Annotated in this window: 24 protein-coding genes and 1 pseudogene; 11 read left to right on the top strand and 14 right to left on the bottom strand. The window is 37.6% G+C overall.

Annotated features, from left to right (window positions below):
* Positions 1-5: 5 nt before the first annotated feature.
* From ilvC to fad_RS06170, 3 genes are read right to left on the bottom strand one after another with little or no spacing between them, the layout of a single operon-like run.
* On the bottom strand, positions 6-1,016 hold the full coding sequence (gene ilvC, locus fad_RS06180) for a ketol-acid reductoisomerase (protein WP_081142674.1): 1,011 nt from the start codon (positions 1,014-1,016) through the stop codon (positions 6-8).
* Positions 1,009-1,323, bottom strand: coding sequence for an ACT domain-containing protein (locus tag fad_RS06175; protein ID WP_081142672.1), 315 nt, complete (start codon positions 1,321-1,323; stop codon positions 1,009-1,011). Before fad_RS06175 ends, ilvC begins: the two co-directional genes overlap by 8 nt.
* On the bottom strand, positions 1,283-3,016 hold the full coding sequence (locus fad_RS06170; protein ID WP_155951158.1) for an acetolactate synthase large subunit: 1,734 nt from the start codon (positions 3,014-3,016) through the stop codon (positions 1,283-1,285). The genes fad_RS06175 and fad_RS06170 overlap by 41 nt, the downstream gene beginning before the upstream one ends.
* 317 nt (positions 3,017-3,333) lie before the next feature.
* Here fad_RS06170 and ilvD point away from each other — a divergent pair, with 317 nt between their 5' ends.
* Positions 3,334-4,992: a dihydroxy-acid dehydratase gene (ilvD, locus tag fad_RS06165; protein WP_081142668.1), complete on the top strand. Its 1,659-nt coding sequence runs from the start codon at positions 3,334-3,336 to the stop codon at positions 4,990-4,992.
* A 35-nt stretch (positions 4,993-5,027) separates the two neighbouring features.
* The gene (locus fad_RS06160) at positions 5,028-5,279 is read left to right on the top strand and encodes a hypothetical protein (protein ID WP_081142666.1); all 252 of its coding nucleotides are present in this window, start codon (positions 5,028-5,030) and stop codon (positions 5,277-5,279) included.
* 236 nt (positions 5,280-5,515) lie between these two features.
* Here the strand turns inward: fad_RS06160 and fad_RS06155 are convergent, their stop codons facing one another.
* Complete coding sequence (locus fad_RS06155; RefSeq protein ID WP_081142665.1) at positions 5,516-6,535, bottom strand: signal peptidase I; 1,020 nt, start codon at positions 6,533-6,535, stop codon at positions 5,516-5,518.
* A 39-nt stretch (positions 6,536-6,574) separates the two neighbouring features.
* Complete coding sequence (locus tag fad_RS06150; RefSeq protein WP_081142664.1) at positions 6,575-7,756, bottom strand: acetyl-CoA C-acetyltransferase; 1,182 nt, start codon at positions 7,754-7,756, stop codon at positions 6,575-6,577.
* Positions 7,757-8,129: 373 nt separating this feature from the next.
* Between fad_RS06150 and fad_RS06145 the strand changes: the two are divergent.
* Together fad_RS06145 and hepT are read left to right on the top strand one after the other, a co-directional pair.
* Positions 8,130-8,417 (top strand): annotated as a pseudogene (locus fad_RS06145) (nucleotidyltransferase domain-containing protein); the annotation flags it as partial.
* On the top strand, positions 8,414-8,842 hold the full coding sequence (hepT, locus tag fad_RS06140) for a type VII toxin-antitoxin system HepT family RNase toxin (RefSeq protein WP_081142662.1): 429 nt from the start codon (positions 8,414-8,416) through the stop codon (positions 8,840-8,842). The pseudogene fad_RS06145 and the gene hepT, both read left to right, overlap by 4 nt.
* Here the strand turns inward: hepT and fad_RS06135 are convergent.
* Positions 8,786-9,697 (bottom strand): transposase, encoded by a 912-nt coding sequence (locus fad_RS06135; RefSeq protein ID WP_081142660.1) that lies wholly within the window; start codon positions 9,695-9,697, stop codon positions 8,786-8,788. The genes hepT and fad_RS06135 overlap by 57 nt on opposite strands.
* 209 nt (positions 9,698-9,906) lie before the next feature.
* A complete protein-coding gene (locus fad_RS06130) occupies positions 9,907-11,070 on the bottom strand; it encodes an acetyl-CoA C-acetyltransferase (protein ID WP_081142658.1) in 1,164 nt (387 codons plus the stop codon).
* A gap of 92 nt (positions 11,071-11,162) precedes the next feature.
* On the opposite strand from fad_RS06130, the gene fad_RS06125 reads away from it, so the two are divergent.
* Entirely contained in the window at positions 11,163-11,681 is a 519-nt protein-coding gene (locus fad_RS06125; RefSeq protein WP_081142656.1) for a hypothetical protein, read from the top strand.
* Here fad_RS06125 and fad_RS06120 read toward each other — a convergent pair.
* Both fad_RS06120 and fad_RS06115 read right to left on the bottom strand, forming a co-directional pair.
* A complete protein-coding gene (locus fad_RS06120) occupies positions 11,675-12,166 on the bottom strand; it encodes a TIGR00725 family protein (protein ID WP_081142654.1) in 492 nt (163 codons plus the stop codon). The two genes, fad_RS06125 and fad_RS06120, sit on opposite strands and share 7 nt — an antisense overlap.
* A 28-nt stretch (positions 12,167-12,194) precedes the next feature.
* Positions 12,195-12,500, bottom strand: coding sequence for an NfeD family protein (locus tag fad_RS06115; RefSeq protein ID WP_081142652.1), 306 nt, complete (start codon positions 12,498-12,500; stop codon positions 12,195-12,197).
* Between the two features lie 135 nt (positions 12,501-12,635).
* On the opposite strand from fad_RS06115, the gene fad_RS06110 reads away from it, so the two are divergent.
* Both fad_RS06110 and fad_RS06105 read left to right on the top strand, forming a co-directional pair.
* Positions 12,636-13,343, top strand: coding sequence for an SDR family oxidoreductase (locus fad_RS06110; RefSeq protein WP_048074025.1), 708 nt, complete (start codon positions 12,636-12,638; stop codon positions 13,341-13,343).
* On the top strand, positions 13,340-14,002 hold the full coding sequence (locus fad_RS06105) for a uracil-DNA glycosylase (protein WP_081142651.1): 663 nt from the start codon (positions 13,340-13,342) through the stop codon (positions 14,000-14,002). The genes fad_RS06110 and fad_RS06105 overlap by 4 nt, the downstream gene beginning before the upstream one ends.
* Here fad_RS06105 and fad_RS06100 read toward each other — a convergent pair whose 3' ends face one another.
* Entirely contained in the window at positions 14,003-14,347 is a 345-nt protein-coding gene (locus tag fad_RS06100; protein ID WP_019841360.1) for a hypothetical protein, read from the bottom strand. It lies immediately after the preceding gene.
* 67 nt (positions 14,348-14,414) lie between these two features.
* Positions 14,415-15,335 (bottom strand): NAD-dependent epimerase/dehydratase family protein, encoded by a 921-nt coding sequence (locus tag fad_RS06095; RefSeq protein ID WP_081142649.1) that lies wholly within the window; start codon positions 15,333-15,335, stop codon positions 14,415-14,417.
* A 310-nt stretch (positions 15,336-15,645) separates the two neighbouring features.
* On the opposite strand from fad_RS06095, the gene fad_RS06090 reads away from it, so the two are divergent.
* A complete protein-coding gene (locus fad_RS06090) occupies positions 15,646-16,425 on the top strand; it encodes a hypothetical protein (protein WP_081142647.1) in 780 nt (259 codons plus the stop codon).
* Here the strand turns inward: fad_RS06090 and ppsA are convergent, their stop codons facing one another.
* Positions 16,426-18,789, bottom strand: coding sequence for a phosphoenolpyruvate synthase (gene ppsA / locus fad_RS06085; RefSeq protein WP_081142645.1), 2,364 nt, complete (start codon positions 18,787-18,789; stop codon positions 16,426-16,428). It abuts the gene before it with no gap.
* Between the two features lie 325 nt (positions 18,790-19,114).
* On the opposite strand from ppsA, the gene fad_RS06080 reads away from it, so the two are divergent.
* Positions 19,115-19,699 carry an alpha/beta fold hydrolase gene (locus fad_RS06080; RefSeq protein WP_081143171.1) on the top strand — a complete coding sequence of 195 codons (585 nt, stop codon included), beginning with the start codon at positions 19,115-19,117 and terminating at the stop codon, positions 19,697-19,699.
* Between the two features lie 26 nt (positions 19,700-19,725).
* Here fad_RS06080 and fad_RS06075 read toward each other — a convergent pair whose 3' ends face one another.
* Positions 19,726-20,703 (bottom strand): NAD(P)/FAD-dependent oxidoreductase, encoded by a 978-nt coding sequence (locus tag fad_RS06075; protein WP_081142643.1) that lies wholly within the window; start codon positions 20,701-20,703, stop codon positions 19,726-19,728.
* Between the two features lie 309 nt (positions 20,704-21,012).
* Between fad_RS06075 and fad_RS06070 the strand changes: the two genes are divergently transcribed.
* Positions 21,013-21,795 carry a coiled-coil domain-containing protein gene (locus fad_RS06070; protein WP_081142641.1) on the top strand — a complete coding sequence of 261 codons (783 nt, stop codon included), beginning with the start codon at positions 21,013-21,015 and terminating at the stop codon, positions 21,793-21,795.
* Positions 21,796-21,855: 60 nt separating this feature from the next.
* Here the strand turns inward: fad_RS06070 and fad_RS06065 are convergent, their stop codons facing one another.
* Positions 21,856-22,479, bottom strand: a complete 624-nt coding sequence (locus fad_RS06065) for a metal-dependent transcriptional regulator (protein ID WP_081142639.1) — start codon at positions 22,477-22,479, stop codon at positions 21,856-21,858.
* Positions 22,480-22,936: 457 nt separating this feature from the next.
* On the opposite strand from fad_RS06065, the gene fad_RS06055 reads away from it, so the two are divergent.
* A complete protein-coding gene (locus fad_RS06055) occupies positions 22,937-23,524 on the top strand; it encodes a peroxiredoxin (protein WP_081142635.1) in 588 nt (195 codons plus the stop codon).
* The last annotated feature ends 28 nt before the right edge of the window (positions 23,525-23,552 follow it).

Here is a 23,552-nt window from a genome sequence, read left to right as displayed (position 1 = left end):
GAAAATTATTTTTTCGGCTGCCCCCTCAATACAATTTCTCTCAGTTCCCTTCCAACCTGCTCCTCCAGTGAATTGTCAAGGTCATCCATCAGGGAAGCAAGATTTTTAGAACCCTCATCATACTCTTCTATCCATTCATCGGCAAATTTCCCGCTTTTTATCCTCTCAGCTTTTTCCTTCATTCTTTTCTTCACATCATCATTTATCACATATGTGCCTACAGTAAGCCCACCATACTTTGCGGTATCTGAAACAGCCCGCAACATCCCGGATAATCCTTTCTCGTATATCTGGTCTGTAATCAATTTCATTTCGTTTATAGCTTCGAAATATGCCATTTCCGGGCGGTATCCAAGGTCTACTATTGTGTGGAAGGTAGCACGCAGCATTGCAGTCAAGCCTCCGACCAGGTCCAGCTGCTCTCCCATAAGGTCGGTTTCCGTTTCTTCCTTAAAAGTTGTTTCAAGGACACCTGCCTTTGTAGCCCCCAAGCCTTTGGCAATTGCAAGCGCCTTTTGCAGTGCCTGCCCCGAGTAATCCTGATTTACGCCCACAAGAACAGGAACGCCGCCGCCCTTAACAAAGAATTCCCTCACAGAAGGGCCCGGCGCCTTGGGTGCTGCCATGTAAACATCAACGTTTTCAGGGGGCTGTATTAGCTTGTAGTGTATATTAAACCCATGGGCAAAGACCAGATCCATTCCCGGCTTAAGTACAGGTTTTACCTTTTCAGCATATATCTTTCTCTGTACCATGTCAGGGACAAGGAAGATAACTATATCGGCACCTTTCAAAGCATCCTCTGTTTTCATAGGCTTCACACCATCTTCCTGTGCTTTTTTCCAGGAATTTCCTTCCCTTTCAAGGCCCAGCTTTACATTCAGCCCGGAATCTAAAAGGTTCAATACCCATGCCCTTCCCTGGCTCCCATAGCCCAGCACTGCTATATTTTTATCCTTTACATATTTCAAATCTGCATCGTTTTCCGTATAAACTTTTCCAAGTACTTTACTCACTTATAACACCCCATTCAAACTTTTTCGATTTTTTATAATTCATTTCAAATTTTTTATATTCATATTCTTCCAGTTCTTCAACAAAGTCAATATCAACCATCTTGCTCAACGTCACTATGGATAGATCCAGATTTCCAAGATTGTGTGCATCATATATTGACATATATATGGTACATACACCTGAATCGCATTCCATATCCATCCATTTTATGTCAACCCAGAATCTCCTGAAACTGGCAGCTATCCTTTCCACCAGCCCGGAATCTCTATAATCTGCCTGTATTTTTATTACCTTTTCTAGGGTCACTCACTATCACCTCCCTTAATTTTCCACCTGGTGGTAGCGTCGGAAGTGCAAGTTCTTCCTTATCTACCGGCACACGTATTACAGCGGGGACATTATCCCGTATTGCTTTCCCTATAAATTCCGATATATCGGAGTAATTGTTTGCATCAAAGGCATCGGCACCGAAGGACTCTGCATATTTGAGTATATCCGGTGAATTGCCATAATCCACACCTACTATCCGCTTGCTCTGGAACATATCCTGAACCTGCCTTACCAGCCCCAGTGTCCTGTTATCGTTAACCACTGCTATTACAGGTATGTTTTCATCAACAGCGGTTGCAAGATTATTTCCCGTCATCATGAAAGAACCATCGCCATCATAATCAACCACAACTTTTTCAGGTTTCCCAACCTTGGCACCAATTGCACAGGGAAGCCCGAACCCCATAGTTCCCATTCCTGTCGAAGAAAAGAAAGACCTTGGCTCAAGATTTTCCCAGTGTGTTTCTGCCCACATCTGATGCTGCCCTACTCCCGTAGTCAGTATTGCATCCCTTGGAAGAGACTCCCTGAGGGTTTTCAATATCTTCCATGGCCTCATATGCCCGTCATCTGGAGGATGGGAAAACTGGGAATAGTATTCTTTCAATTCGTTTATTCTCCTGTTCCATGCGTATCTGGTACCATTACGCGACATCTTTGACAGAGCTTTCAGAAGTTCATTTACCAGGACTTTTGCATTACCTGCCATGGACACATCAGGTTTTATCCCTTTGGTAAAATCCGTGGGGTCAAGGTTTATTGCCATAAATATTTTCTTTGTATCATTCATTTCTTCATAGGATGTAAACGTCCTGTCACTGAACCGGGCACCTATAGCCAGGAGAAGATCAGACTCCAGAGCGACCATGCTTGCTTCCGCCCTGCCATAGTACCCCATGGCACCCACGTAAAGTGGATAATCAGCTGGAACAGCGGATTTTCCTGGCAATGTTGATACAACAGGGCATCCTAAGAATTCTGATAGTTTCAATACCTCCTCTGTTGCGTTGGCCCATGTAACGCCATTGCCAACAAGGATAACCGGTTTTTCTGCCTTTAAGAGATTGGTCGCCATTTCCCTGACCTTATCCATGTTTATAACGGTACCGAATGGTTTGTAATGCACATTGACTTTGCCAGGTTCCTCAACTTTCTCTATATTTTCCATCTGGATATCCCTTGGGATATCAACTACCACGGGCCCTGGCCGCCCGGTTGAGGCAATATAGAAGGCATTCCTTACCCATACGGGTATTTCTTCGATAGTTTTAACCTCTACAGCATACTTTGTTACAGGGAATGACACGCCAAGTGTATCAGATTCCTGGAAAGACAATTTCCCCATGGCATTCCGGTTTACCGCTCCTGTGATAGCTACCACTGGAGAGGAATCCTGGTATGCTGTTATTAACCCTGTTACTATATTTGTGACTCCCGGGCCTGCTGTAGCCGTACATACCCCAACATTTCCGGTAGCCCTTGCATATCCATCCGCTGCATGTGCTGCAGCCTGCTCATGCCTCATCAGTATATGCCGTAGTTCCCCTGATTCTATATCTTCGATAAGGGAATCATACATGGGCATGTTGTACAGGCCCGGTATTCCAAATATACTTTTAGTACCCTCTCTTTTCAGGGAATCCACAAGCAACTTAGAACCTATCAACAGGAACACCCTTTTAAAAATCTAAAACTCAATAACCAGCTATTACAAAATCTGCGATTAAAAACTCCGCCACAGATGTTAGATAAACCTGCTCACACTTTTCACATTTCTCACCTATGCCTTAATTTAAGTTATTGCCACACTGCTAGTCACAGACAGCCGTATTTAACATGGTAACAATATTATAATTAAGGTAATATCTTCAAATACTTCATACTATTTAATTATTTGTTTTTCCATGCTCTTTGAACCTGTACTTTATCCCAATTTTTAAAAATCTATTAAAAAATGTTAAATAATATATTGGCTTTCATTTAAAAATGAAACGTTCTGATTTAACATATAGTGGTCCGGAAAGGGCCCCCAATAGGGCATTCATGAAAGCTATGGGTTTAAACGACAATGATCTCAAAAATTACATGGTAGGCGTAGCAGCCGCATGGAATGAAGCTGGCCCATGCAATATACATGTTTTATCCCTTGCAAACCATACCAAGGAAGGAATAAGGAGCAGGGAAGGCACTCCAAGGGTATTTACCACACCCGTTGTAATAGATGGAATTGCAATGGGAACCGAAGGAATGAAGTATTCACTGGTTAGCCGTGAACTTATAGCCAATACTGTGGAGCTTACAGTAAATGCCCATGGATATGACGGATTCGCGGCACTATCCGGCTGTGATAAGACCTCTCCAGGAATGATGATGGCTATGGCGAGGATGAATATACCATCCATCGTTATGTATTCGGGCACAACGTTACCGGGTTACTATAAGGGCAAGCGCATAGCTGTTGGAGACCTTTTTGAAGCTGTAGGTGCATATATGAATAACACCATGACATTGCAGGATTTCAAGCTGATGGAAGAAAATGCTGTACCAACTGCCGGTGCATGCGGCGGGCTTTATACAGCAAACACAATGGCCATGATGACAGAGGTTCTGGGCCTTGCATTGCCGGGAAGCGCTTCTCCACCCGCAGTTGATGGCGCAAAGCAGAAATTTGCATATAAAACAGGTGAGGCTGTAATGCAGCTCATAGAAACCGGATTGAAGCCAAGGGACATATTGACGCAGGAATCATTTTATAATGCAATAACAGTCCTGATGGCATCGGGGGGTTCTACCAATGCTGTGCTGCATCTTCTGGCAATAGCACACGAAGCAAAAATAAAACTGGATCTTGATGATTTCGACAGAATTTCAAGAAAGGTTCCGGAAATAGTGAATATGAAACCCTCTGGAGAATATGTAATGGCAGACCTCAATAACATCGGCGGGGTTCCTGTACTGATGAAAGTGCTTATGGACCATGGCCTGATAGATGGGGATCAGCTTACCGTTACGGGAAAAACAGTAAAGGAAAATCTTAAGGATATAAAAATTTACACAACCGGGGATGTCATATCTGATTTTGATAAGCCATACAAACCTGATGGTGGAATAAGTATACTCAAGGGTAATCTGGCTACAGAAGGTGGAGTTTTTAAGACATCCGCTTCGAAGGTAAAATACCATAAAGGTCCGGCAAAGGTATTTAATTCCGAGGAAGAAACCTTTAAAGCCATAAAAGATAAAAAAATAAAGGCGGGAGACACAGTTGTGATAAGATATGAAGGTCCAAAAGGCGGACCTGGAATGAGGGAAATGCTTTCTGTAACATCGGAACTTATAGGCGAAGGGCTTGGAGATAGTGTTGCCCTGATAACAGATGGTAGGTTCTCTGGCGCCACAAGGGGAATAATGGTAGGGCATATAGCTCCTGAAGCCATGGACGGGGGTTTAATCGCCATTGTTAAGGACGGCGATATGATAGAAATAGACGCACCCAACAGAAAAATTAACCTCCTTGTGGATGAGAATGAAATAACTCGCAGGATGAAGGAATGGAAAAAACCGCCCCTGAGATATGAAACTGGATTATTAAACCAGTATGCGAAACTTGTAGCATCTTCGTCGAAAGGCGCGGTTATGCAATAACCAAAACACTATATATTTTTTATCAATGCCTATGAATGGATAGCACAGAAGATATGAAAAAACTTGAAGATAATATAACGGAACAACTGGATAATTTCAGGCAAACTGCAGAAAAAAACTTTAATGAGATTTATGATAAATTGAATAATCAGAAATTATCAGAGGAGAACGAGGAAAACCTTTCACTTGCTTTGACAATGATGGAAGCACTGGGAATAGATATACTCCACCTCATAAGAGATTATGAGGATTTAGTAGATTATTTAGATGTTCTGAAAAAATTATAAATTTTTAATGCACAGAAAATTGCTAAAATAAAATTATAATAAATCCATATTATTTTTTATAATATATTAGGTAGTTTTAGGTGTACAGAAGCCAATAGATTACGTGACAATTAAAATATTTCTATTTGCATATGGCTCAGGATGTATAGTGCTCCAATCTATGTGTGCCGGTATACATGAACCCTGATGGCGTATTATAGAAAAGATGATACGATACCACATAAGCAATATTCCGCTTATAAGATTATTATAATCAGAATTAGCGATATAATAATGAAATATATGTTAAAGTATAGACTACTTTTACGGGCACTGATATTAAATGGGGTAAAAAATGGCAGGTCTTCTTTATTCCTATTATCGCCTATCATTTCTATACCGGTAGCTCTCCTGTTAATGTGAACAACTTTAGCCACTGCGATGCCAACTATGTCATCTAATCTTATTTTCATGTAATCTACTACTATGTTATTATCTCCCTTAGTCCTTATTATATCGCCCGAAATCTCATAAATTCTATGGGTTATATACCCTGAAGCATTTAAAGGCGAGTTAATATTTGAAGATTTGTAAGTTATAATATCACCAACTTTTAGCTCATCCAATGCTTTAATTCTCTTTATTATAACTGAATCTCCTGCCTTAAATTCTGGATTCATACTTATGCCGCGAACTCCCATTAGTGCAAATTCATTTCCATTTATTTTAAACCAGTTCAATTTACAGTGAAAACTGGTGAAAATTGAATTAAGCAAAAAATATATTGAAATTGCACCGAATATTATCAGATAATAATTATTCAAATTAATAATATCTGCAGTGATAAATCCAAATAAAAACAAAGAGATATAGAAATATAATGAGAAATATTCCACTACTGACATAAAATAATTTTTTAACAATTTAAAGATGATTATAGCATCTACAGCAAGCATGTAAAAATCTATAAAATAAGCGACCTTTAGCCGTTCTATAGATATATTTTTCATATAAATTAGTTTTGTTTCCATCGACCAGGCAAAAAGGAAACTAAAAAGTGACATTACCAATCCAGATATAACAAATTTCATGTATGTATTTGAATTTGTAAAATTATTTTTGAGCTTTATACTCTTCACTATAAATATAAGCAAAATAAATGTAGCAGCACTGCCTATTATGACTCCTGAAATTTCAAGCAACGTACTTGGAAGAGTATAGTTGAAATAGCCATCAAGTATAGAATCTACTATTACTGGTATAGTAATTATGGACATAAAATGAAGACCTAAAAATTATCCAACCACATAATAATTTTAAACTCTTTCTATCAAAAGCGAATATCCCTGCCCGCCACCTACACATAAGGTTGCAACTCCAAGATTGCCCTTCTTTTCCTGAAGTGTCCTTGCAAGTGTTCCGGCTATTCTTGCACCGGTTGCACCCAGTGGATGCCCGATGGCTATAGACCCTCCATGTATGTTTACCCGGTTTCTGTCTAAATTAAGGTGCTTGATAGCATTCAATGCAACAACTGCAAATGCCTCGTTGATTTCCCAGTAATCTATGTTATCCGGTGAAAGTTTATTTTTCTTTAGCAACTTGTTAGTTGCAGGTACCGGCCCATGGCCCATTATGGTCGGGTCTACTCCGGCAGCGGCATAGTCTATTACTCTTGCAAGTGGCTTTAATCCATATTCTTTTATTTTTTCGCCGGACATAAGCATGAGAAGGGAAGCACCGGAACTCAGTGGCGGCGAATTACCTGCAGTCACCCTTCCATTTTCCTTAAATGCCGGTTTTAATTGCCCCATCTGTTCCAGTGTACTCTCTGGTCTGGGAGTCTGGTCGGCATTGATTGTTTTAACACTTCCATCATGCGTTACTGTAACCGGTAAAATTTCGTCCTTATAGAACCCTTCTTCTATTGCATGTCCAGTTAGTTTCTGCGATTCAAATGAAAATTTATCCATGTCTTCCCTGGAAATATTATTAATTGCAGCCAGTTTCTCGGCAGTCAATCCAACATGGTATGTGACATCCATGTCATATTTTTTGTATTCTGGCTTTTCCATTAATTCGGTATTATATTTTACATACGGATCATTATATAATGGCACATGTGTCATGTGTTCCATTCCTCCGGCAAGTACTATGTCAGAGTTTTCTGTCTGGATTTCCATTGCGCCTATTGCAGTGGCATTCAGGGAAGATGAGCAGGCCCTGTCAATTGCCATCGATGGCACACTCACCGGCAATTCAGAAAGCAGTGTCTGGTGCCTGCCTCCGTATGTCCAGTTTTCGCCGGCTTGAATAGCGCATCCGGTAATTACATCCCCTATTTCTTCCGGATTTATTCCCGTGCTCAGGGAATCTTTTATAAGCTTTGAGAGCAGAACATCCATGGATACTCCGTTGTATACATCCTTGGAGGGATTATCGGGCTTTGCTCTGGAGAATGGAGTTCTTTTATAATATGCTATATAAACATCTTTCATTTTAATCACTATCGAGTTTGAAATTTGCAATGACGCATGCTTCAAACATCGTACTCATATGAGCAACATTTTAATAAATATTCCTTTGTTGAAATATTGTTATTTCTGTTTGTACAGGATTTTGTTTCATTCCAGCATATGGTGATACATTTTCTATACAACTATCTTAAGAACTTTCAGCTGGAAAATACTAGCACAAAGTAAAATGCGACTGGTGATGGCAATTATGGGATGCAAAATGGAAAAATCTTTTCATTATAAATTTATACTCTTATGTGTATAATTTTGATAAAATGATATCAGACGTGGTCAAACAAATATTATTTTATGGAAATAATAAAGTTATTTTATAATGAATTAGGGGTCATATTCAAATAATACGTTCCATAACGCATCCGATATTGATTTATGCATATATTATAATGATACCCTTGAAGAAAGGCAGAAATTCAGGCTAAATATATTGTCCGGTTTAAATGATATATTCGATGTGCAGATTTTTCAGGATTTGCCCCTGTATATTAGAAAGGACGTATTGAATGGCAAATTATTGTATATGAAAGATAAATCTATTTACGAGATAGCAAGAAATACAATTGAGGAATTTGAAGATTTTAGAAGAGGTTATTACGATGCAATTGGACTGGAGAAAATAAAATGAGGAAAGATATAATCAAAAATAAGATAAATGAAATTGTTCAAAGCCTTGATTTAGTTATTGAAAATATGCCAGATACTTTTGATAAGTTTAACGAGTCCGGGATTATAAAAGATGGAATTTATAAGCGTATTGAATATTCCATTGAAAATCTTATAGATATATTTTATATTTTTAATTCGGATTTTAATTTGGGCATACCCTCCGATGACACTGACCTAATAAATAATTTAAAGGCGAAAAATATTATTTCAGAGGATATAGCTCTAAGGATACGAAATTTAAAGGATTTCAGAAATATTGTGGTTTACGGATATGGCGAAATAGATAACCGTATGGCATATGATTTTATTAATAGGGTGTCTCACATTTTAACAATTGACGATTTTCATTATCTCCCTCGGTTTTTCTCCCAGTTCCATGTTTGATATTACCATTAGATTGTATGCAATGGTCTTTAATCCAATTGCAGTATCATAGTCCCTGTTCACAGTGTACCATATATACTCTGCTTTCAAAATCTCTTCAAGTATGCTGAAAGTACGTTCTATTTCCCATCTAAGAGGATACATTGAAGAATATTCTTTTCTCAAATCAATTCCTATTTTCCTGTTTAATGGCAACCTATTATCTACTATCCCTCTTCTCCTATTGGTATCAATTACAGGTAGAGCATGTGTATTTTCAAATATATAATCGTATATGTCAGATGCATCATAAGCTGAATCTGCAAGAACATATGAGAAATCTCTAACAGAATCCACCATATCATGCGACACATGGGAATCATGCATATTTCCCTTTGTTACCATCCATTCCATTATAATGAGAGAATCAACATCAATTGCCATATGGCATTTTCTCCCATATGACCATCCCTTAGTTGTCTTTGACCATCCTGATAAAGGATCTTTGTAGTTATTCCATGCCTTTCTCCTCATTGCTGTTGAATGCTTGCATGTATGGATCATAAAGGAATCTATTGCAGCTATTGATTCTATTGAATATAATGAGGCAATTTTGTTGTTTACTGCATGGAGGTCTATCATCCTGGCTCTCCTTGAAAGGGTCTGGAAGCTTGGTATCTCGTTAAGGCCAGCCATTCTTATATATTCCTCATGGTTGGTGAGGAATATTCTGGCTGATCTATAAGATATATTGAAAATCTGTAAAACTATCAGCACCTTCAATATCTGTCTATCTGTGTACTTTCTTTTCCTGTCATCAGGCGAAACAATATTATCTATGATTTCCATAATCAATGGGATTTGCTGTGAGGGCATATCCCATTATTGTTTTTTTGTTAATAATGTTCGACATCTGTCTGATATTTTATGAAATGTGAGACACTCTATTTATTAAAACTAATCTGGATGACTTTTATATGATAATTAAGTCTATAGAATCTGTTATTGACCAGAATTAAATGATGCTATATCTCTCCCTTTTTGTGTTAAGTGCATATAAAAATTATATAATAATCACTATATAATTATATCAATTCGAGTGTAAGAGTATGCCCTCCCCCGCCGCCATGGCAAATCGTTGCAAGCCCTGTTTTCATATGCCTGCTCTGTAATGCATTGATCAACGTCACAATTATCCTTGAGCCGCTGTTTCCAAGTGGATGACCTATTGCAATGGCACCGCCGTTAACATTAAACCTCTCCGGGTCGACTCCCAGCTGGTCCCTTACAATAATGGATGCTACCGAAAAAGCCTCATTATGTTCCACAAGATCGTAATAATCGATTTTTTTGTGCTGTTTTTCCAGCAACTTTCTGGTTGCAGGTATTGGAGCTTCTACAAAATCCCTTGTATCAAGTGAAGCTGAGCTGAATCCTGTTATTTTTGCTATGGGTTTTAATCCGTATTCATTTAAAGCTTTTTCCGAGGCAAGAATAAGAGCTGAAGCCCCATCAGACAACTGTGAAGAACTTCCTGCAGTGAGTATCCCATTCCTGTCAAAGGCAGGGTTTAGTTTCGCAAGGTCTTCCATTGATGTTTTCCTCATGCCCTCGTCTTTCTGAAGGTTGTCCAGTTTAACAATTTCCTTAGCGAACTCCCCTGATTCTGTGGCCCTGATAGCCCTGTTCTGGCTTTCTACTGAAAATCCATCTGTCTGGTCTCTTGTTATTCCGTATTTTTTTGCCGAACGCTCTGCTGATACACCCATATGTTCACCATACATGGCATCAACAAGGCCATCAACAAGCATTGAATCTTCTATTTTGAGATTCTTATACAAAAGCTGTTTAGGCCCCCATCTGAATTCAGAAGGCATTATTAACGGGGAGTTGCTCATATTTTCAAACCCTCCTGAAACAATAATGTCATGCTCTTCCAGCATAATTTCCCTTGCAGCATTCTCTGTTGCGAGCATACCGGATGCGCATACAACGTTTACTGTATTTTTTGTTACCTCGGGTTTGAGTCCGGCAGAAAATGCCGCCTGGCCTGCCGGATTTTGCCCGACATTAGCCTGTATAACGTTTCCCATTATAACCTCCTCAATAAGGTCTTTGTCTATACCTGAATCCTGAATTACACCTTTAATAGCAGCAGCACCGAGTTCGGTGGCCTTTATTTTTGCAAGGGATTTTCCAAATTTCCCTATAGGTGTACGTTTTGCTGAAACAATATACACATCTTTCATATTTTTCCATATATGCCATGGCTTTATTTATTTTATCATCGGCTATTATCGAATATAGGAAAATTTAATAACAGGAAACTTATGTTAACTGAATGACGGAAGAAAATAGCGCTGAACCAAATCCGGAAGAAAATTATTCCCCTGATACTGAAAATTCTGGCCATAAGGAAACCGGTACACAGAACAGGGAGCCTGTCAAAACTACACCTGTGAAGCCAGATAAAAATGTTAAATTATACATAGAAATTGGAATAGCCATAGTTGGAATTATACTTATAATAATTGCTTCTGTACAGATTAAGGGCATTGCACATGTAAAATGGAATGAATTCAGTGAGATTGCACTACCATTAAGTATCATATTTATTGTGTTGCCCTCACTTCTGTATTTCAAAAAACTGAGATCATTAAAACCCGCACTGACACTGGTAATAATAGCTGTAATAGGGATAATATTGCTTTATTATCTGCTTGCTCCGTATAAGATGTTCAGTGTACGTTTCGGCCTGCTGGGTGATGTCTTGGTTGAGTATTTAATAGGAATTTTCCTGGTAATATTCATGATATCACACCTCACAAAGGTACATTTAATGAAAAATAAAACTCAGTGAAATTTTTCAACAAAATTTTTTGCTTCCTGTATAGCTATTTCTACAGCTTTTTCCGGATTATTCTCATGAACTAATTTTCCATCGGTATTCTTTGTTTTTATTTGCAGGTCTCCTATGGATACCACCGTTTTCCCTTCTGTTATTGCAAATGCGGCTTCAGAAGTAGTCCCGGAATAACCTTCTATGGCTATTATTGCATCCGATGCCCTTATAATTAAAAAATTTCTCATGTAACCTATTCCGGTAGGGATAGCCAGTGAAAGATACCTATTGCCCTCCATCCTGTTTTCCCCGGGAAGAATTCCTACCACCATCCCATTACTGTCATGCACTCCATGGGATACGCATTCCATTATGCCTTCTTTTCCACCACAGAAAACGGCACAATTATTTTCTGCAAGTTTTTTTCCAACTTCATATGCTATGTTGCAATATTTTTTATCGGCAAAACTACCGCCAATTACGCCAATATTATATTTATACATAATAAACAAAGTGTTAAAAGGTATATAATTATTTAATTTTGGAAATGTACAGTGTAAGGTCCCTCACAGACTTTACATATGCAATTTCTCCCTTTTCAAAAGTTTCACCTGGATCATCCGGAACAGCCCTCCAGAGCTGGGAGTCTACTGCAATTTCATAGAAATTATTTTTAAGTGTTAACTTAATTTCTCCTGTTTTTCCAACAAGGGAATCTTTCCCTGTGGCCGGTTTTCTCCGGAATGGATGCCTTAACCAGAATCGGGAAAACCATGCTCCGATGAAAAAAGCTACAATTGTATCTAAAATGTATCCAATTATTATTATCTGCCCCATGCAAAAATCAATATAATTATAATATATTAATCTTAAGATTCCGGTATTATTTTCGGCCAATACATAATGTACTATGATAACCGGAGGAAATTTCTATACCGCAATATATTTTAGATGGTAGCTAATGGTATCCACATGTCTGGAAAAAATATACTTATTGCAGGAACCGGAGAATTAGGGAAATCATTGAGTTACGATCTACTTCTTCAAAATAACCGCGTGATAATTAATTCCCGGGATGCCGGCAAGCTAAAAGAAATCGTTTCTGAATTTTCAATTTACGGAAAAATTGATTATATAGCCATGGAATTGAAGGATGAAGGAAGTTGCAAAAATCTGGTAGTGAAAGCTGCAGAATCAATAAAACATATTGATTCGTTGATTGTAATGGTGGGTGGCTTTATAGAAGATAGCATTGAAAACCTGGATGGGCTTGAAAGTATGATCACAAACCATCTGAAAATTCCACTATATCTGTCTAAATACGCTCTGGAACATATGGTATACGGCTCTTCAATAATTTTTGTTAGCAATTCTTCAATCTCCATAAAAAATAAGACCAATCTCCTGTCATATTCAATATCAAAATATGCACTGGAGAAGTCAGCAAAGATAATGGCGGCCGAGCTTCTTGAAAAAGGCATAAGGGTAAACGTTGTCGCCCCGGAATACATAAAGCAAAACTTTGAAATTGGAAGAAATTATTCAAAAATGAGAAAATACGGAGATCTGGAAACACCACCTGAGGATATATCCGATCTTATAGATTTCCTTGTAGAGGGAAAATCATCATGGATTAATGGCGCAATAATACCAGTAGACGGAGGGCACAGCCTGAAATGAATATAGAAAAATTAAACCGTGAAATTATTTCATGCAGGAAATGCACGCGGCTAGTTGAATACCGGAGTAGCAGAAGCCCCCGGGCAGGATTTGCAGGGGAAACATACTGGAATAAGCCAATAACAGGTTATGGCAGTATAGGAAGCAGGATTCTTATTGTCGGGCTTGCACCTGCGTTTGATGGAGGAAACAGGACGGGAAGGATTTTCACAGGGGACAAAAGTTCAGATTTCCTCATTTCTTCCCTATATGCTGCCGGGCTTGCCAATATGCCAACATCAGAGCGGAAGGACGATGGGCTGAAGTATATAGATACTTACATTACCCTGGCATTGAAATGCGCACCACCGGACAATAAGCCCGAAAAAGAAGAACTTAACAATTGCAGTGGATTTTTTGAAAAAGAAATTGAACAGATGGAAAATCTTAAAGCCATACTGTGCCTGGGAAAGATCGCCTTTGATTCCACATTAAAATTCTTTAGAGCCCATCAAATTAATACTCGTGGCATTAAATTTATTCATGGAAAATACTACAATATTGGGGGTGTGCGCCTGTACTGTTCCTACCATCCCAGTCCCAGGAATGTAAATACCGGGCTGCTCAGGAAGGAGGAATTTATATCCTTGTTAAAGAAAATAAGGAATTTTGTCGGTTAATTATTCCTTTTTATGGTAGATCCACCGGTCATTTTCCAGATGTATATATCCGCCATTTCTAAGGTATACCCTTATTACTTTATGATATCCTGATTCTATTTCTTCGAAGTTATGCCTGCATATCCTGCTTCTTTTTATGGCTTTTCTGGCACAATCCATCCTCGCCCCACATTTATTCAGGGCCTTCCTGAGGTTCGTAATATTGTCCTTTTCCGCCTTCATTTTCTGTTTTTCTTTGGTTAAGTATCCCGGTTCAAACCTTTCTCTAGATGAATGTTTTCTTTTGCGAACAAATGTTGCTCTTTTTGGAATAAACATGCCTTTTCTTGGAGATACTGACATCATATTATTAATGAAAAAATATTATTAAAAAGTATCCCTGCTTTTCTGCTAAACCAGAATATTTTTAAAATCAATAATTATAATATTTTATGAGTTTATCTATTCCCTCATCGAGGGAAATGCTGGCTTTGAAGCCTATTTTCTGCTCTGTTTTTTTAATATCAGCAAGGGTATAGTAAACATATGTGTCTTTCATGGGATTTTCGATATATTCGGGCTTTATGTCTTTTCCCAGATGTTTGTTAAGTATTTTTACCAGTTCATTAAGTGTATAATTTTTACCCGTTCCCACATTGTACACATTGAATTTTTTATTATTTTCGGCAGCAAGCATGAGTGCTTTGACAAGGTCTTCAACAAAGACAAAATCCCTTTTCTGTTCCCCATCACCGTATAATACAGGTGCAATGTTGTCATGCATTGCCCATAGGAACTGGGAAACCAGGTTCGCATAGATTTTTTTGGATCTTTCATTATACCCATACACCGAGAAAAATCTCATCCCTGAGACATCCATGCCATATAGATTGCAGTAAAGGTTGGCTATTCTTTCCATAGCTATTCTGGCTTCTGTATAATAATCTGATACCTTCGGTATTACATCTTCTTTCTGTTCCTCTATTCCATTATATATGGAAGAAGTTGAAGCATAAACTATTTTAGATTTATTCTTTTTTGCATATTCAAGTACCGTAATAAGATCATCTATGGCGTTTGCCATTAGGTGTGGATTATTTTTATACATTGGGGAAGAGGAGTATATGCCTATATGGAAAATATAATCAGGATTTATCTCATAATCATTTATATTCTTTACCCGGTCTTTAATAAATTCTATTCTGTCCATAGAATCTTTAAGATTATGCATTGACCCTGTTTGAAGATCATCCAGTGCATATACATGGTTGTCCTTTGATAATGTATTTACCAGGTTTGATCCTATAAATCCAGCTCCCCCGGTAACTAAAATTTCTTTGTTCTTTATTGACATGACCTGTAATTGCACATGTATATAAATAAGTTTTTTATTTATTTTTCTGATGTTAAATCGACATTATTTTCCTGAAATTACAGGGTTTCTATGAGACTTATTCAGTATCTGGCGTATGTGGATAATTTTCAGCATGAAGCAGTGTATACTGTATTAATGAATTTAACGTTGATTCCAACCTGAACTTATGCATGAAAAATATCTGATTACTATTTTAAAACCCGTGTTATCTGGCTTAGAAGATATATATTGCCACAACTTGACGGTAAATGGGCCAGTTAAATTTAAATTTAGTTCGCAATAAGGTTGCATGGAAGTCAGGCGTGTTGAAAATTCGTCAGAAATAGAAAATTTTATGGAAATTATAAAATCTGCCTGGCATAGTGATTCTGCATTATCCGGTTTTAAGGATACAATACACTCAATGGCATACCATGGTGGTTTTGTTCTGGGCGCGTGGGATGAGGAGAAATTAATTGGCATGAGTTTTTCATATCCAGGATATAAAAATAATTACACATACCTGTATTCACACATGACCGGTGTAATTGACCAGAAGAAATACTCCGGTGTCGGGTACATGATGAAGATGAAACAGAAAGAGCTGGCGCTGGATTACGGGTACAGAATGATAGCATGGACCTTTGATCCGGTTATGAGCCTGAACGGCTATTTCAATATAGGCAAACTCGGTGCAGTGTCACGCAATTATCTGGACAATTTTTACGGTGTGATGAACGATGGGATTAATAAAGGCCTTCCAACCGACAGGCTTGTTGCCGAATGGCATATAAAGGAAAACTATAATGTTCAGTTCAATAATCCTCAATTTATTAATCAGGTTGATGGGTACAATATGGAGTTTACAGAAAAACCTGCAGGCGATGTTATCGGGATAAAAATAATCAGGGATTTTTATGAATTTAAAAAGAATGACCTTAATAAAGCAGTTCAGACTAAATTAATGTTAAGGTCTAAATTTCATGATGTTTTTTCCGCAGGCTATGTTTTGATTAATTTTGACAAAGTTAACAATGCGTATATTTTTTCAAAAAATTATAAATTGAAAGAGAAAAATGTATTCAGCTGATTATGGAAGATCCCAATCAGGGTCTGAGTAAACTTTCCCCAGGGCTGCTTCCAGTTGAATCCTCTTTTCTACAGATGCAACCATCTTCCTGACATGTGTAACAGCATCAGGATTAACTGATATATCATCTATTCCGGACCTGACAAGAAAGTCCACAATTTCATCATACTGTGATGGTGCCTGGCCACATATTGAGACTATTTTGCCGTCCCTGTGGGCTATTTTTATCAGATACCTTATTGCCCTTTTAATGGCAAGGTCACGTTCATCGAACATAGAGCTCATTTTTCCGTTATTTCTGTCAGAACCGAGGAGAAGCATGGTAAGGTCATTGGAACCGATTGAATATCCATCAACATACTGGTTGAATTTGTCTGCTAATAAAATATTGCTCGGTATTTCTGCCATAAGGAACAGTTTGAAATCCTTTGTCCTTTCAAGTCCATTGTCTTCCATTATCTTGACTACCCTTTTTAACTCCTCAACTGTTCTGGTGAAAGGTATCATAACCCATAGATTTTTCAGAAGGTATTCGTCCCGTGCTTTCTTTATGCCCTGCAGTTCAAGCTTGAAAGCCTCCTTGTAGCGATCGTCATAATACCTTGAGGCCCCCCTCCATCCCAGGAGTGGATTGTCCTCCTCCGGCTCAAATTCTTTTCCACCCTTCAGGCTTTTGTATTCATCCGATTTAAAGTCCGAAAATCTCAATACCACAGGCCTTGGTGCAAAATCCCTGCAAACCTTTGCCAGTTCTGATGATAATCTGTCTACAAAGTATTCGCCCCTGCCATTTTTTATCAATGAGAGCGGATGCTCGCCTATTTCTGCCCATATGAATTCTTCCCTCATAAGACCTATTCCATCTGATGGAAGTTTTGAAACCTTTTCCGAAAGTTGTGGTTCACCCATATTAACAAGAACTTTAGTCCCTGTTATTATGTCACTTTCATAGGAAACATTCTGTTCCGGAGTTTTTTCTTCTGTTCCTGTGGTGATGCCACCAAGGTATATCAGGCCGTTTTTAGCATCAATTGTAATGGTTTCCCCATCTTTCAGTACTTCTGTTGCCTTTTTTCCATATGATGATGTACCGACAATGCATGGCACTCCAAGTTCCCTGGAAATTATTGCCGCATGGCATGTGAGTCCCCCCTCATCGGTTACTATAGCTTTTGCTTTGCCCATTATAGGAACCCAGTCAGGGGCAGTCATTTTTGTTACCAGTATGTCTCCTTCCTTAAATTTATCCATTTCATCAACTGAGAGCAAAACTTTGGCCACTCCAGCCACCTTTCCCGGCGATGCAGGCAAACCTTTTAAAATAACCTCATTCTCATTTGCTTCTTTTTCCTGTTGCATTTTATCTTCACCAACTCTGTTTCCATTCCATACAGTTTCAAATCTAGCCTGTAAAATATATATTTTATGATCAAAAGAATCCTTCGCCCATTCGACATCCATGCTGTTTCCATAATGCTTCTCCAGCTGGAGCCCATAATTTGCCAGGTGTATGACTTCTTCATCTGAAAGCGATTGTTTATTCGCCATTTCTTTCTCAACCACCAGTTCCTCGGTGCCGCCCGTCTCCAGGCATTTTAACATTTTATTTTTGTTTGTTATTATCTTGTTTGTAATTTTCATTGTTGACTTGTCAACATAATATGTATCGGGCGTAACAACACCGCCCACTATATATTCACCCAGGCCATAGCTGGATTCAATAATTATTTTGGAATTATCCCCTGTGGACACATCAACTGTAAACATAACCCCGGATACCTCAGAAAATAATTGCTTCTGTACTGCTACAGCCAGGTATATATTGAAATGCCCGAAATTTTTCTTTTCTCTGTAATATATAGCCCGCGGGCTGAAAAGACTTGCATAACATGCCTTTATATTCTGTACCACATCATCTTCACCATGTATATTCAGATAGGTATCCTGTTCCCCTGCAAAGCTTGCATCCGGCAGGTCTTCAGACGTAGCAGATGACCTCACGGCAACGTATACGTTTTTTTCTTTTTCAATAAGTTTGCGGTAATATTCCCTGATTTCTTTCCCGAGGCTAGCGTTGAAATGGGCATTGAGGAATAGCTGCCTTATTTCCTCACTTGCTTCTTTTAGTTTCGTGGAATTTTCTATATCGGTGTGTTTTATTATGTTAATAATTTTATCGTCCAGGTCATTTTCTGTAATAAATTCTTTATAAGCATAACTGGTGGTGGAAAATCCGTTTGGTACAGGCACCGTTTTCATTCTAACCATTTCGCCTAGATTAGCAGACTTTCCGCCAACAAGAGGCAAATCTTCCTTTGATATCTCACTAAACCACAGAATTCTAGCACTAGTTCTATCTGTCATTGGCTAAATATTTTTTCCTGATATTTAACTACTACCTATAATAATAGCAGTTTTTCGTCAATCAACGTTGATTAAGTATAGTAAAAGTTTCAAAAATGAAAGTTGTATTGTAATATTATGCAAATATTATGAGTTAAAATTACACATTTTGAATTGTTTGTAACTAAATTGATATGAATTTTATATTAAATACAATAATACAAAATATTTAAATACTATAATTGTATTATATTAGTTTATCGATACTTATATGAAATTGCGCTTTGACAAGCCCTTTAAATATGGAAAATCCAAAATTTTAACTAATACGAAAGCATGTTCAATTATGTTAGAAGATAAATTTGTTAATATCAATGATGCCAAAATACACTATATAGAAGATGGAAAAGGTTTGCCATTTATTTTCTGCCATGGAGCCAGGTTTAATGCAAGGACATACGAAGAAACTGAAACTATACAGGCAGTTGTAGATTCAGGTTTCCACGCGATTTCTCTTGATTTTCCTGGATATGGAAAGTCCGAAAACCTTTCTATAGATATGTATACTTTCATTTCCACTTTCATAGATACCCTCAAGCTTGAACCCGTTGTTATACTGGGTGCTTCAATGGGCGGAGAGGCTGTAACTGGATTCGCAACAAAGCATCCAGAAAAGGTTAAGGCATTGATTCTCGTAGGTGCTGTAGGGATATCTGATTTTGAACCTGATTTGAGCAAACTTGAAGGGAAGCCTATGCTTTTAATCTGGGGCAAGAATGACGCAATATCAGTGCCGGGAAACTATGAGATGCTTATGCGCTATAATCCATCAGCTGAATTTTCTAATATAGGCAGGCAACATGCCTGCTATCTCGATGATAGCAAGGGATTCAATGACCGTATAGTTGAGTTCCTCCATAAATTAAAATAATATTTTTAACCGCTAAACATCCATTTTTAGCTGAGGAAATGTTTTAGAAATGGCATTATTTCCAGTTTAATTCCAAATTCATTTATTGTTTTCTTAATATCTTTTACAGCAACCAAATTCCGTAGTCTCATTATATTTCCCCTCTGTATATTCATAACCACCGATGCAAGTTTGTTGTAATATCCAAATCTCTGATTAATCAGCTTCCGGTATTCTTCCAGTGTGCCGGTAACGTCTCCGGTCTTCAGGCAATTAAATAGTATCTCGGCGCTTTCAAGTGAAGGCACTATTCCCTCTCCGGTAATAGGCGATACAGTTCCAATAGCTTCCCCTATGCCTATTATATTTTCCTTTCCCATATTCTTAAACAGTGGAGACATCCTGATATTCCTTGTAGCGATCTTTATTTTTCTGTATTTTCTCACCAGTGAGAAATCTTCACTGGAAAGTGACCCGACACCTATATGGAACTCTCTGCCCAGTGGAAAACTCCAGAAATACCCCCTTCCTCCTGGAAGGAAATAAAAATAAAAATCTTTATAGTCAGAATATGTAGTAAGATATTCGAGCGTTCTGTACTGCAAATCACCGGCTGATGGCCCTATATAAGCCCTTGAAATCCCTGTGGCATCAATTATTAAATCACCCTCTTCCTGCCGTATAGGTGACATTGGAATACCGGCAGCAGCGTTTTCCTCAAGCCTGTTTTTATCGAATGTGCACAAACCACTGGATTTCAGGGTTCTACCATCAAATTTGTTTCCAGAAAATGTAATATCATCTGCCCGGCTCAACACGTAGTCTGAAAAATCTATATTAATATTTGACATATATCTGGATATGTTAAATTCATTTGTAGCGTAGCCACATGGGATGTAATAGCCTCTTTTTTTGGGGTCAAAGGCGCGTACATCAAATCCTGCATTCTTTAATCTCCTGTAAAGATATATTCCTGATATTCCCAGACCTGCTATTTTTATCCTGTCATAATTTTTGTTATCCATACTAAAATCCCTCACCGGTAATTATTAATTCCTGTACAGTCAAAGCTTGTAAACTTAATATTAGATCGCACATTGCCCGAAATTATTTGCATACGAAACTTTAAAAGTTATTATATCTCTGGTACTTAAATCTTCTGAATATAATTCTATGGTTATATCCTTACCATAATTATAGCAAGAAAACACAGTCTAACTGTATAATGCATATTCAACACGCTGCTATTTTTAGTATGTATCAAGCATTAATGGTGAACTAATCTATACAAATTTAATACAAATAATTATATATTGAATATCGCATAATGCTACATGGTTAGTGCAAAAAAACAACTGGAAGATTTTCAGGAGCAACTACAGACAATGCATGCAAATCTTGAAGCTGTCCAGGCTGAAAATCAGGAATTAACATCCCGGATAAATGAACTTAATAATAAAATAGCAGCAGGCCTGAAAAGGGAAGAGGACCTAAAAAACCAGAATGAATCCCTTAAAAGTTCTCTTCTTGACACTAATGAGGCACTTGAATCTTTTAAGAAGCAAAATGAGGATATACAACACGAACTTGCAGATAAAAACACCATGCTGGAAAGCACTGCAGAAAAAACACAAACTATGGAAGAAGAAATAGAAAACCTGAAAATTGAAAATAGCAAGATCCAGGAAGATATGGAAAATACTACTGCTTCCAGCCAGAAAATTTCATCAGAGTTAAAGGAGAAAATTGACCGGCTGCAAAAGTATATTTCCGAGCTTGAATCTAAAGATTCACAGAGCCAGAAAGCTATTAATGAACTATCGTCTACTGGCAGGGAACAGTCCGCACAAATTAAGTCACTTCAGAAAGAAATTAAGGATAAAAACTCACTCATAGAAGAACTGGATCTTCATAATTACGAGTTAAACCATGATTTAAAAACATCCGAGATCAAAGAAAAAAGCCTGAGAGAAACTATGGAACTATTGAATGCTGCAAATGATAATTTTAAGGGATTGCTGGAAAAATACCGTTTTCTTCTGGAAAACAATATAACAGTAAAAAAACGTTCTATGTCTACTAAAAAACCGGTAAAGCCCAAAAAAACTTCTCCGTAAAATTTAGCTGCAAAATAAATAAATACTATTTATTATCTTATATGCATTATAATCCTATAACTATTTAATAAGCCTGATAGTTTTACCCCATAAAATAGGCAACTTTAATTCACCATTTTCATTTGATATTACTGTGTTATTGTCCGTAAAAATTTCTATAGGCGTTCCCGGGTACATACCGAAATCAGCTAATTTTTTCAATATATCTGTATTTTCATAAACAATTCTATTTAATTTATATTTACCTGAATTAGCTGTTAAAGCATTAATATCTTTTATTTCATGGTTAAAATATATCATATTACCGTGTGGGCAGGTAAGCGGATTTCCAAGGTTTTTGGAGAATGTATCAAAATATTTGTCTTCTATTGTATGTTCTATATCCATAACTGCAGAATGTGAATATTCCCATGGAACCTCAAGCATTTTTACTGCGAACACCTCTGAGACCCGGTGTTTTCTGATTACAGGTATAGCCATTGAGTAACCCTGCTTTGTCAGGTATATATCTCTATTTTTCCTGGTTATAAGTTCTTTCCCTTCAAGTTTTGAAAGATATTCAGACACAGTAGCCATAGATACTCCAAGATCCTTGCTTACCATATTTTCATTGGCACTGCCGAATGCTTCGCATAATGAAAAAATTGTTTTAATGTAATCTTCCTCGTTATTCTTGAAGTTCATAAATAGGAATTATGTATATCTAATTAAGTTTTTTTATCCTAATACATGTTATATCTAATTATATGCATGAATTTAAATTAATTGAACTGAGTAATTTTGAATGGCTGGAAATATTTCCGGAACTAATCAATCCATGCTTAATGTAAAGGAACCAGCAACCACCTGAATGGTTCCGGGATAAGCTGTTTGATCTCACTATTTTCCACAAAGCCAGGGGAATTGCATTTAAATTTATATTCTGCCTGGAAATTCCACTTATAAAGCATATTATATTTTCGGGGTCACCGGGCAATTAACTTTACTTTTACCGCATTAATGCTTACATTAACCTGTATAGTCAGAATGACCCCTACATTAGCCTTTACTATACAGTAAAATTGATTTGCCTACCTTTTATTTATATTTTATTTATAAGGATTAAATTAATATAAGATATAATTATCCAATATCGATAAAAATGTTACAGATAGGAGAATCAGCACCTGAATTTGAAACGGAAACTTATTTTCCGGAAAAGAAAGAGATAAAGAAGATTAAATTGTCAGATTATAGAGGCAAGTGGGTTATACTGACCTTTTATCCAGGAGATTTCACATTTGTCTGTGCAACAGATATTGAGGCTCTTATGGGATCATATGATAAATTCCTTAAGGAAGGGGCCCAGGTATTTGGAATTAGCGAGGATTCAGTGTTTTCCCACAAGGCATGGTGCGATACATCTCCCAGGGTAAGCAAGAGCAAGATACCTCTGATTGACGACTATACAAAGGAGATTGCGAAAAACTATGGATTCCTTGATGCAAAGGGATACCAGGCACAGAGGGGGCTTGTCATTGTTGACCCTGAAGGGAAAATCCAGTATGAAGCCATGTTCAATGATGGCCTTGGAAAGGATGTCAGGCATATATATGGTGCATTTATGGGCTTGAAAGTACTTCACGACACACCGGAAGGGGAAGGCCATATGTGTGCAATACCAGCAGACTGGACTCCAGGAGAATCTCCGCTGGATATAAATGTAGTAAGAGATATAGGAAAATTATAATTTTTTATTTTTCAATATAAATATTTAT

The organism is Ferroplasma acidiphilum (genome assembly GCF_002078355.1).
GTDB lineage: Archaea > Thermoplasmatota > Thermoplasmata > Thermoplasmatales > Thermoplasmataceae > Ferroplasma > Ferroplasma acidiphilum.
The sequence above is the reverse complement of the archived record's forward strand: the minus strand, read 5'-3'. Positions and strand labels throughout refer to the sequence as shown.

Bases quoted from the DNA above. Each gene is read 5' to 3' on its own strand.
- ilvD (WP_081142668.1), top strand. From the start codon at position 3,334: ATGAAACGTTCTGATTTAACATATAGTGGTCCGGAAAGGGCCCCCAAT.
- fad_RS06160 (WP_081142666.1), top strand. From the start codon at position 5,028: ATGGATAGCACAGAAGATATGAAAAAACTTGAAGATAATATAACGGAA.
- fad_RS06155 (WP_081142665.1), bottom strand. From the start codon at position 6,535: ATGTCCATAATTACTATACCAGTAATAGTAGATTCTATACTTGATGGC.
- fad_RS06150 (WP_081142664.1), bottom strand. From the start codon at position 7,756: ATGAAAGATGTTTATATAGCATATTATAAAAGAACTCCATTCTCCAGA.
- hepT (WP_081142662.1), top strand. From the start codon at position 8,414: ATGAGGAAAGATATAATCAAAAATAAGATAAATGAAATTGTTCAAAGC.
- fad_RS06135 (WP_081142660.1), bottom strand. From the start codon at position 9,697: ATGCCCTCACAGCAAATCCCATTGATTATGGAAATCATAGATAATATT.
- fad_RS06130 (WP_081142658.1), bottom strand. From the start codon at position 11,070: ATGAAAGATGTGTATATTGTTTCAGCAAAACGTACACCTATAGGGAAA.
- fad_RS06125 (WP_081142656.1), top strand. From the start codon at position 11,163: ATGACGGAAGAAAATAGCGCTGAACCAAATCCGGAAGAAAATTATTCC.
- fad_RS06120 (WP_081142654.1), bottom strand. From the start codon at position 12,166: ATGTATAAATATAATATTGGCGTAATTGGCGGTAGTTTTGCCGATAAA.
- fad_RS06115 (WP_081142652.1), bottom strand. From the start codon at position 12,500: ATGGGGCAGATAATAATAATTGGATACATTTTAGATACAATTGTAGCT.
- fad_RS06110 (WP_048074025.1), top strand. From the start codon at position 12,636: ATGTCTGGAAAAAATATACTTATTGCAGGAACCGGAGAATTAGGGAAA.
- fad_RS06105 (WP_081142651.1), top strand. From the start codon at position 13,340: ATGAATATAGAAAAATTAAACCGTGAAATTATTTCATGCAGGAAATGC.
- fad_RS06100 (WP_019841360.1), bottom strand. From the start codon at position 14,347: ATGATGTCAGTATCTCCAAGAAAAGGCATGTTTATTCCAAAAAGAGCA.
- fad_RS06095 (WP_081142649.1), bottom strand. From the start codon at position 15,335: ATGTCAATAAAGAACAAAGAAATTTTAGTTACCGGGGGAGCTGGATTT.
- fad_RS06090 (WP_081142647.1), top strand. From the start codon at position 15,646: ATGGAAGTCAGGCGTGTTGAAAATTCGTCAGAAATAGAAAATTTTATG.
- ppsA (WP_081142645.1), bottom strand. From the start codon at position 18,789: ATGACAGATAGAACTAGTGCTAGAATTCTGTGGTTTAGTGAGATATCA.
- fad_RS06080 (WP_081143171.1), top strand. From the start codon at position 19,115: ATGTTAGAAGATAAATTTGTTAATATCAATGATGCCAAAATACACTAT.
- fad_RS06075 (WP_081142643.1), bottom strand. From the start codon at position 20,703: ATGGATAACAAAAATTATGACAGGATAAAAATAGCAGGTCTGGGAATA.
- fad_RS06070 (WP_081142641.1), top strand. From the start codon at position 21,013: ATGGTTAGTGCAAAAAAACAACTGGAAGATTTTCAGGAGCAACTACAG.
- fad_RS06065 (WP_081142639.1), bottom strand. From the start codon at position 22,479: ATGAACTTCAAGAATAACGAGGAAGATTACATTAAAACAATTTTTTCA.
- fad_RS06055 (WP_081142635.1), top strand. From the start codon at position 22,937: ATGTTACAGATAGGAGAATCAGCACCTGAATTTGAAACGGAAACTTAT.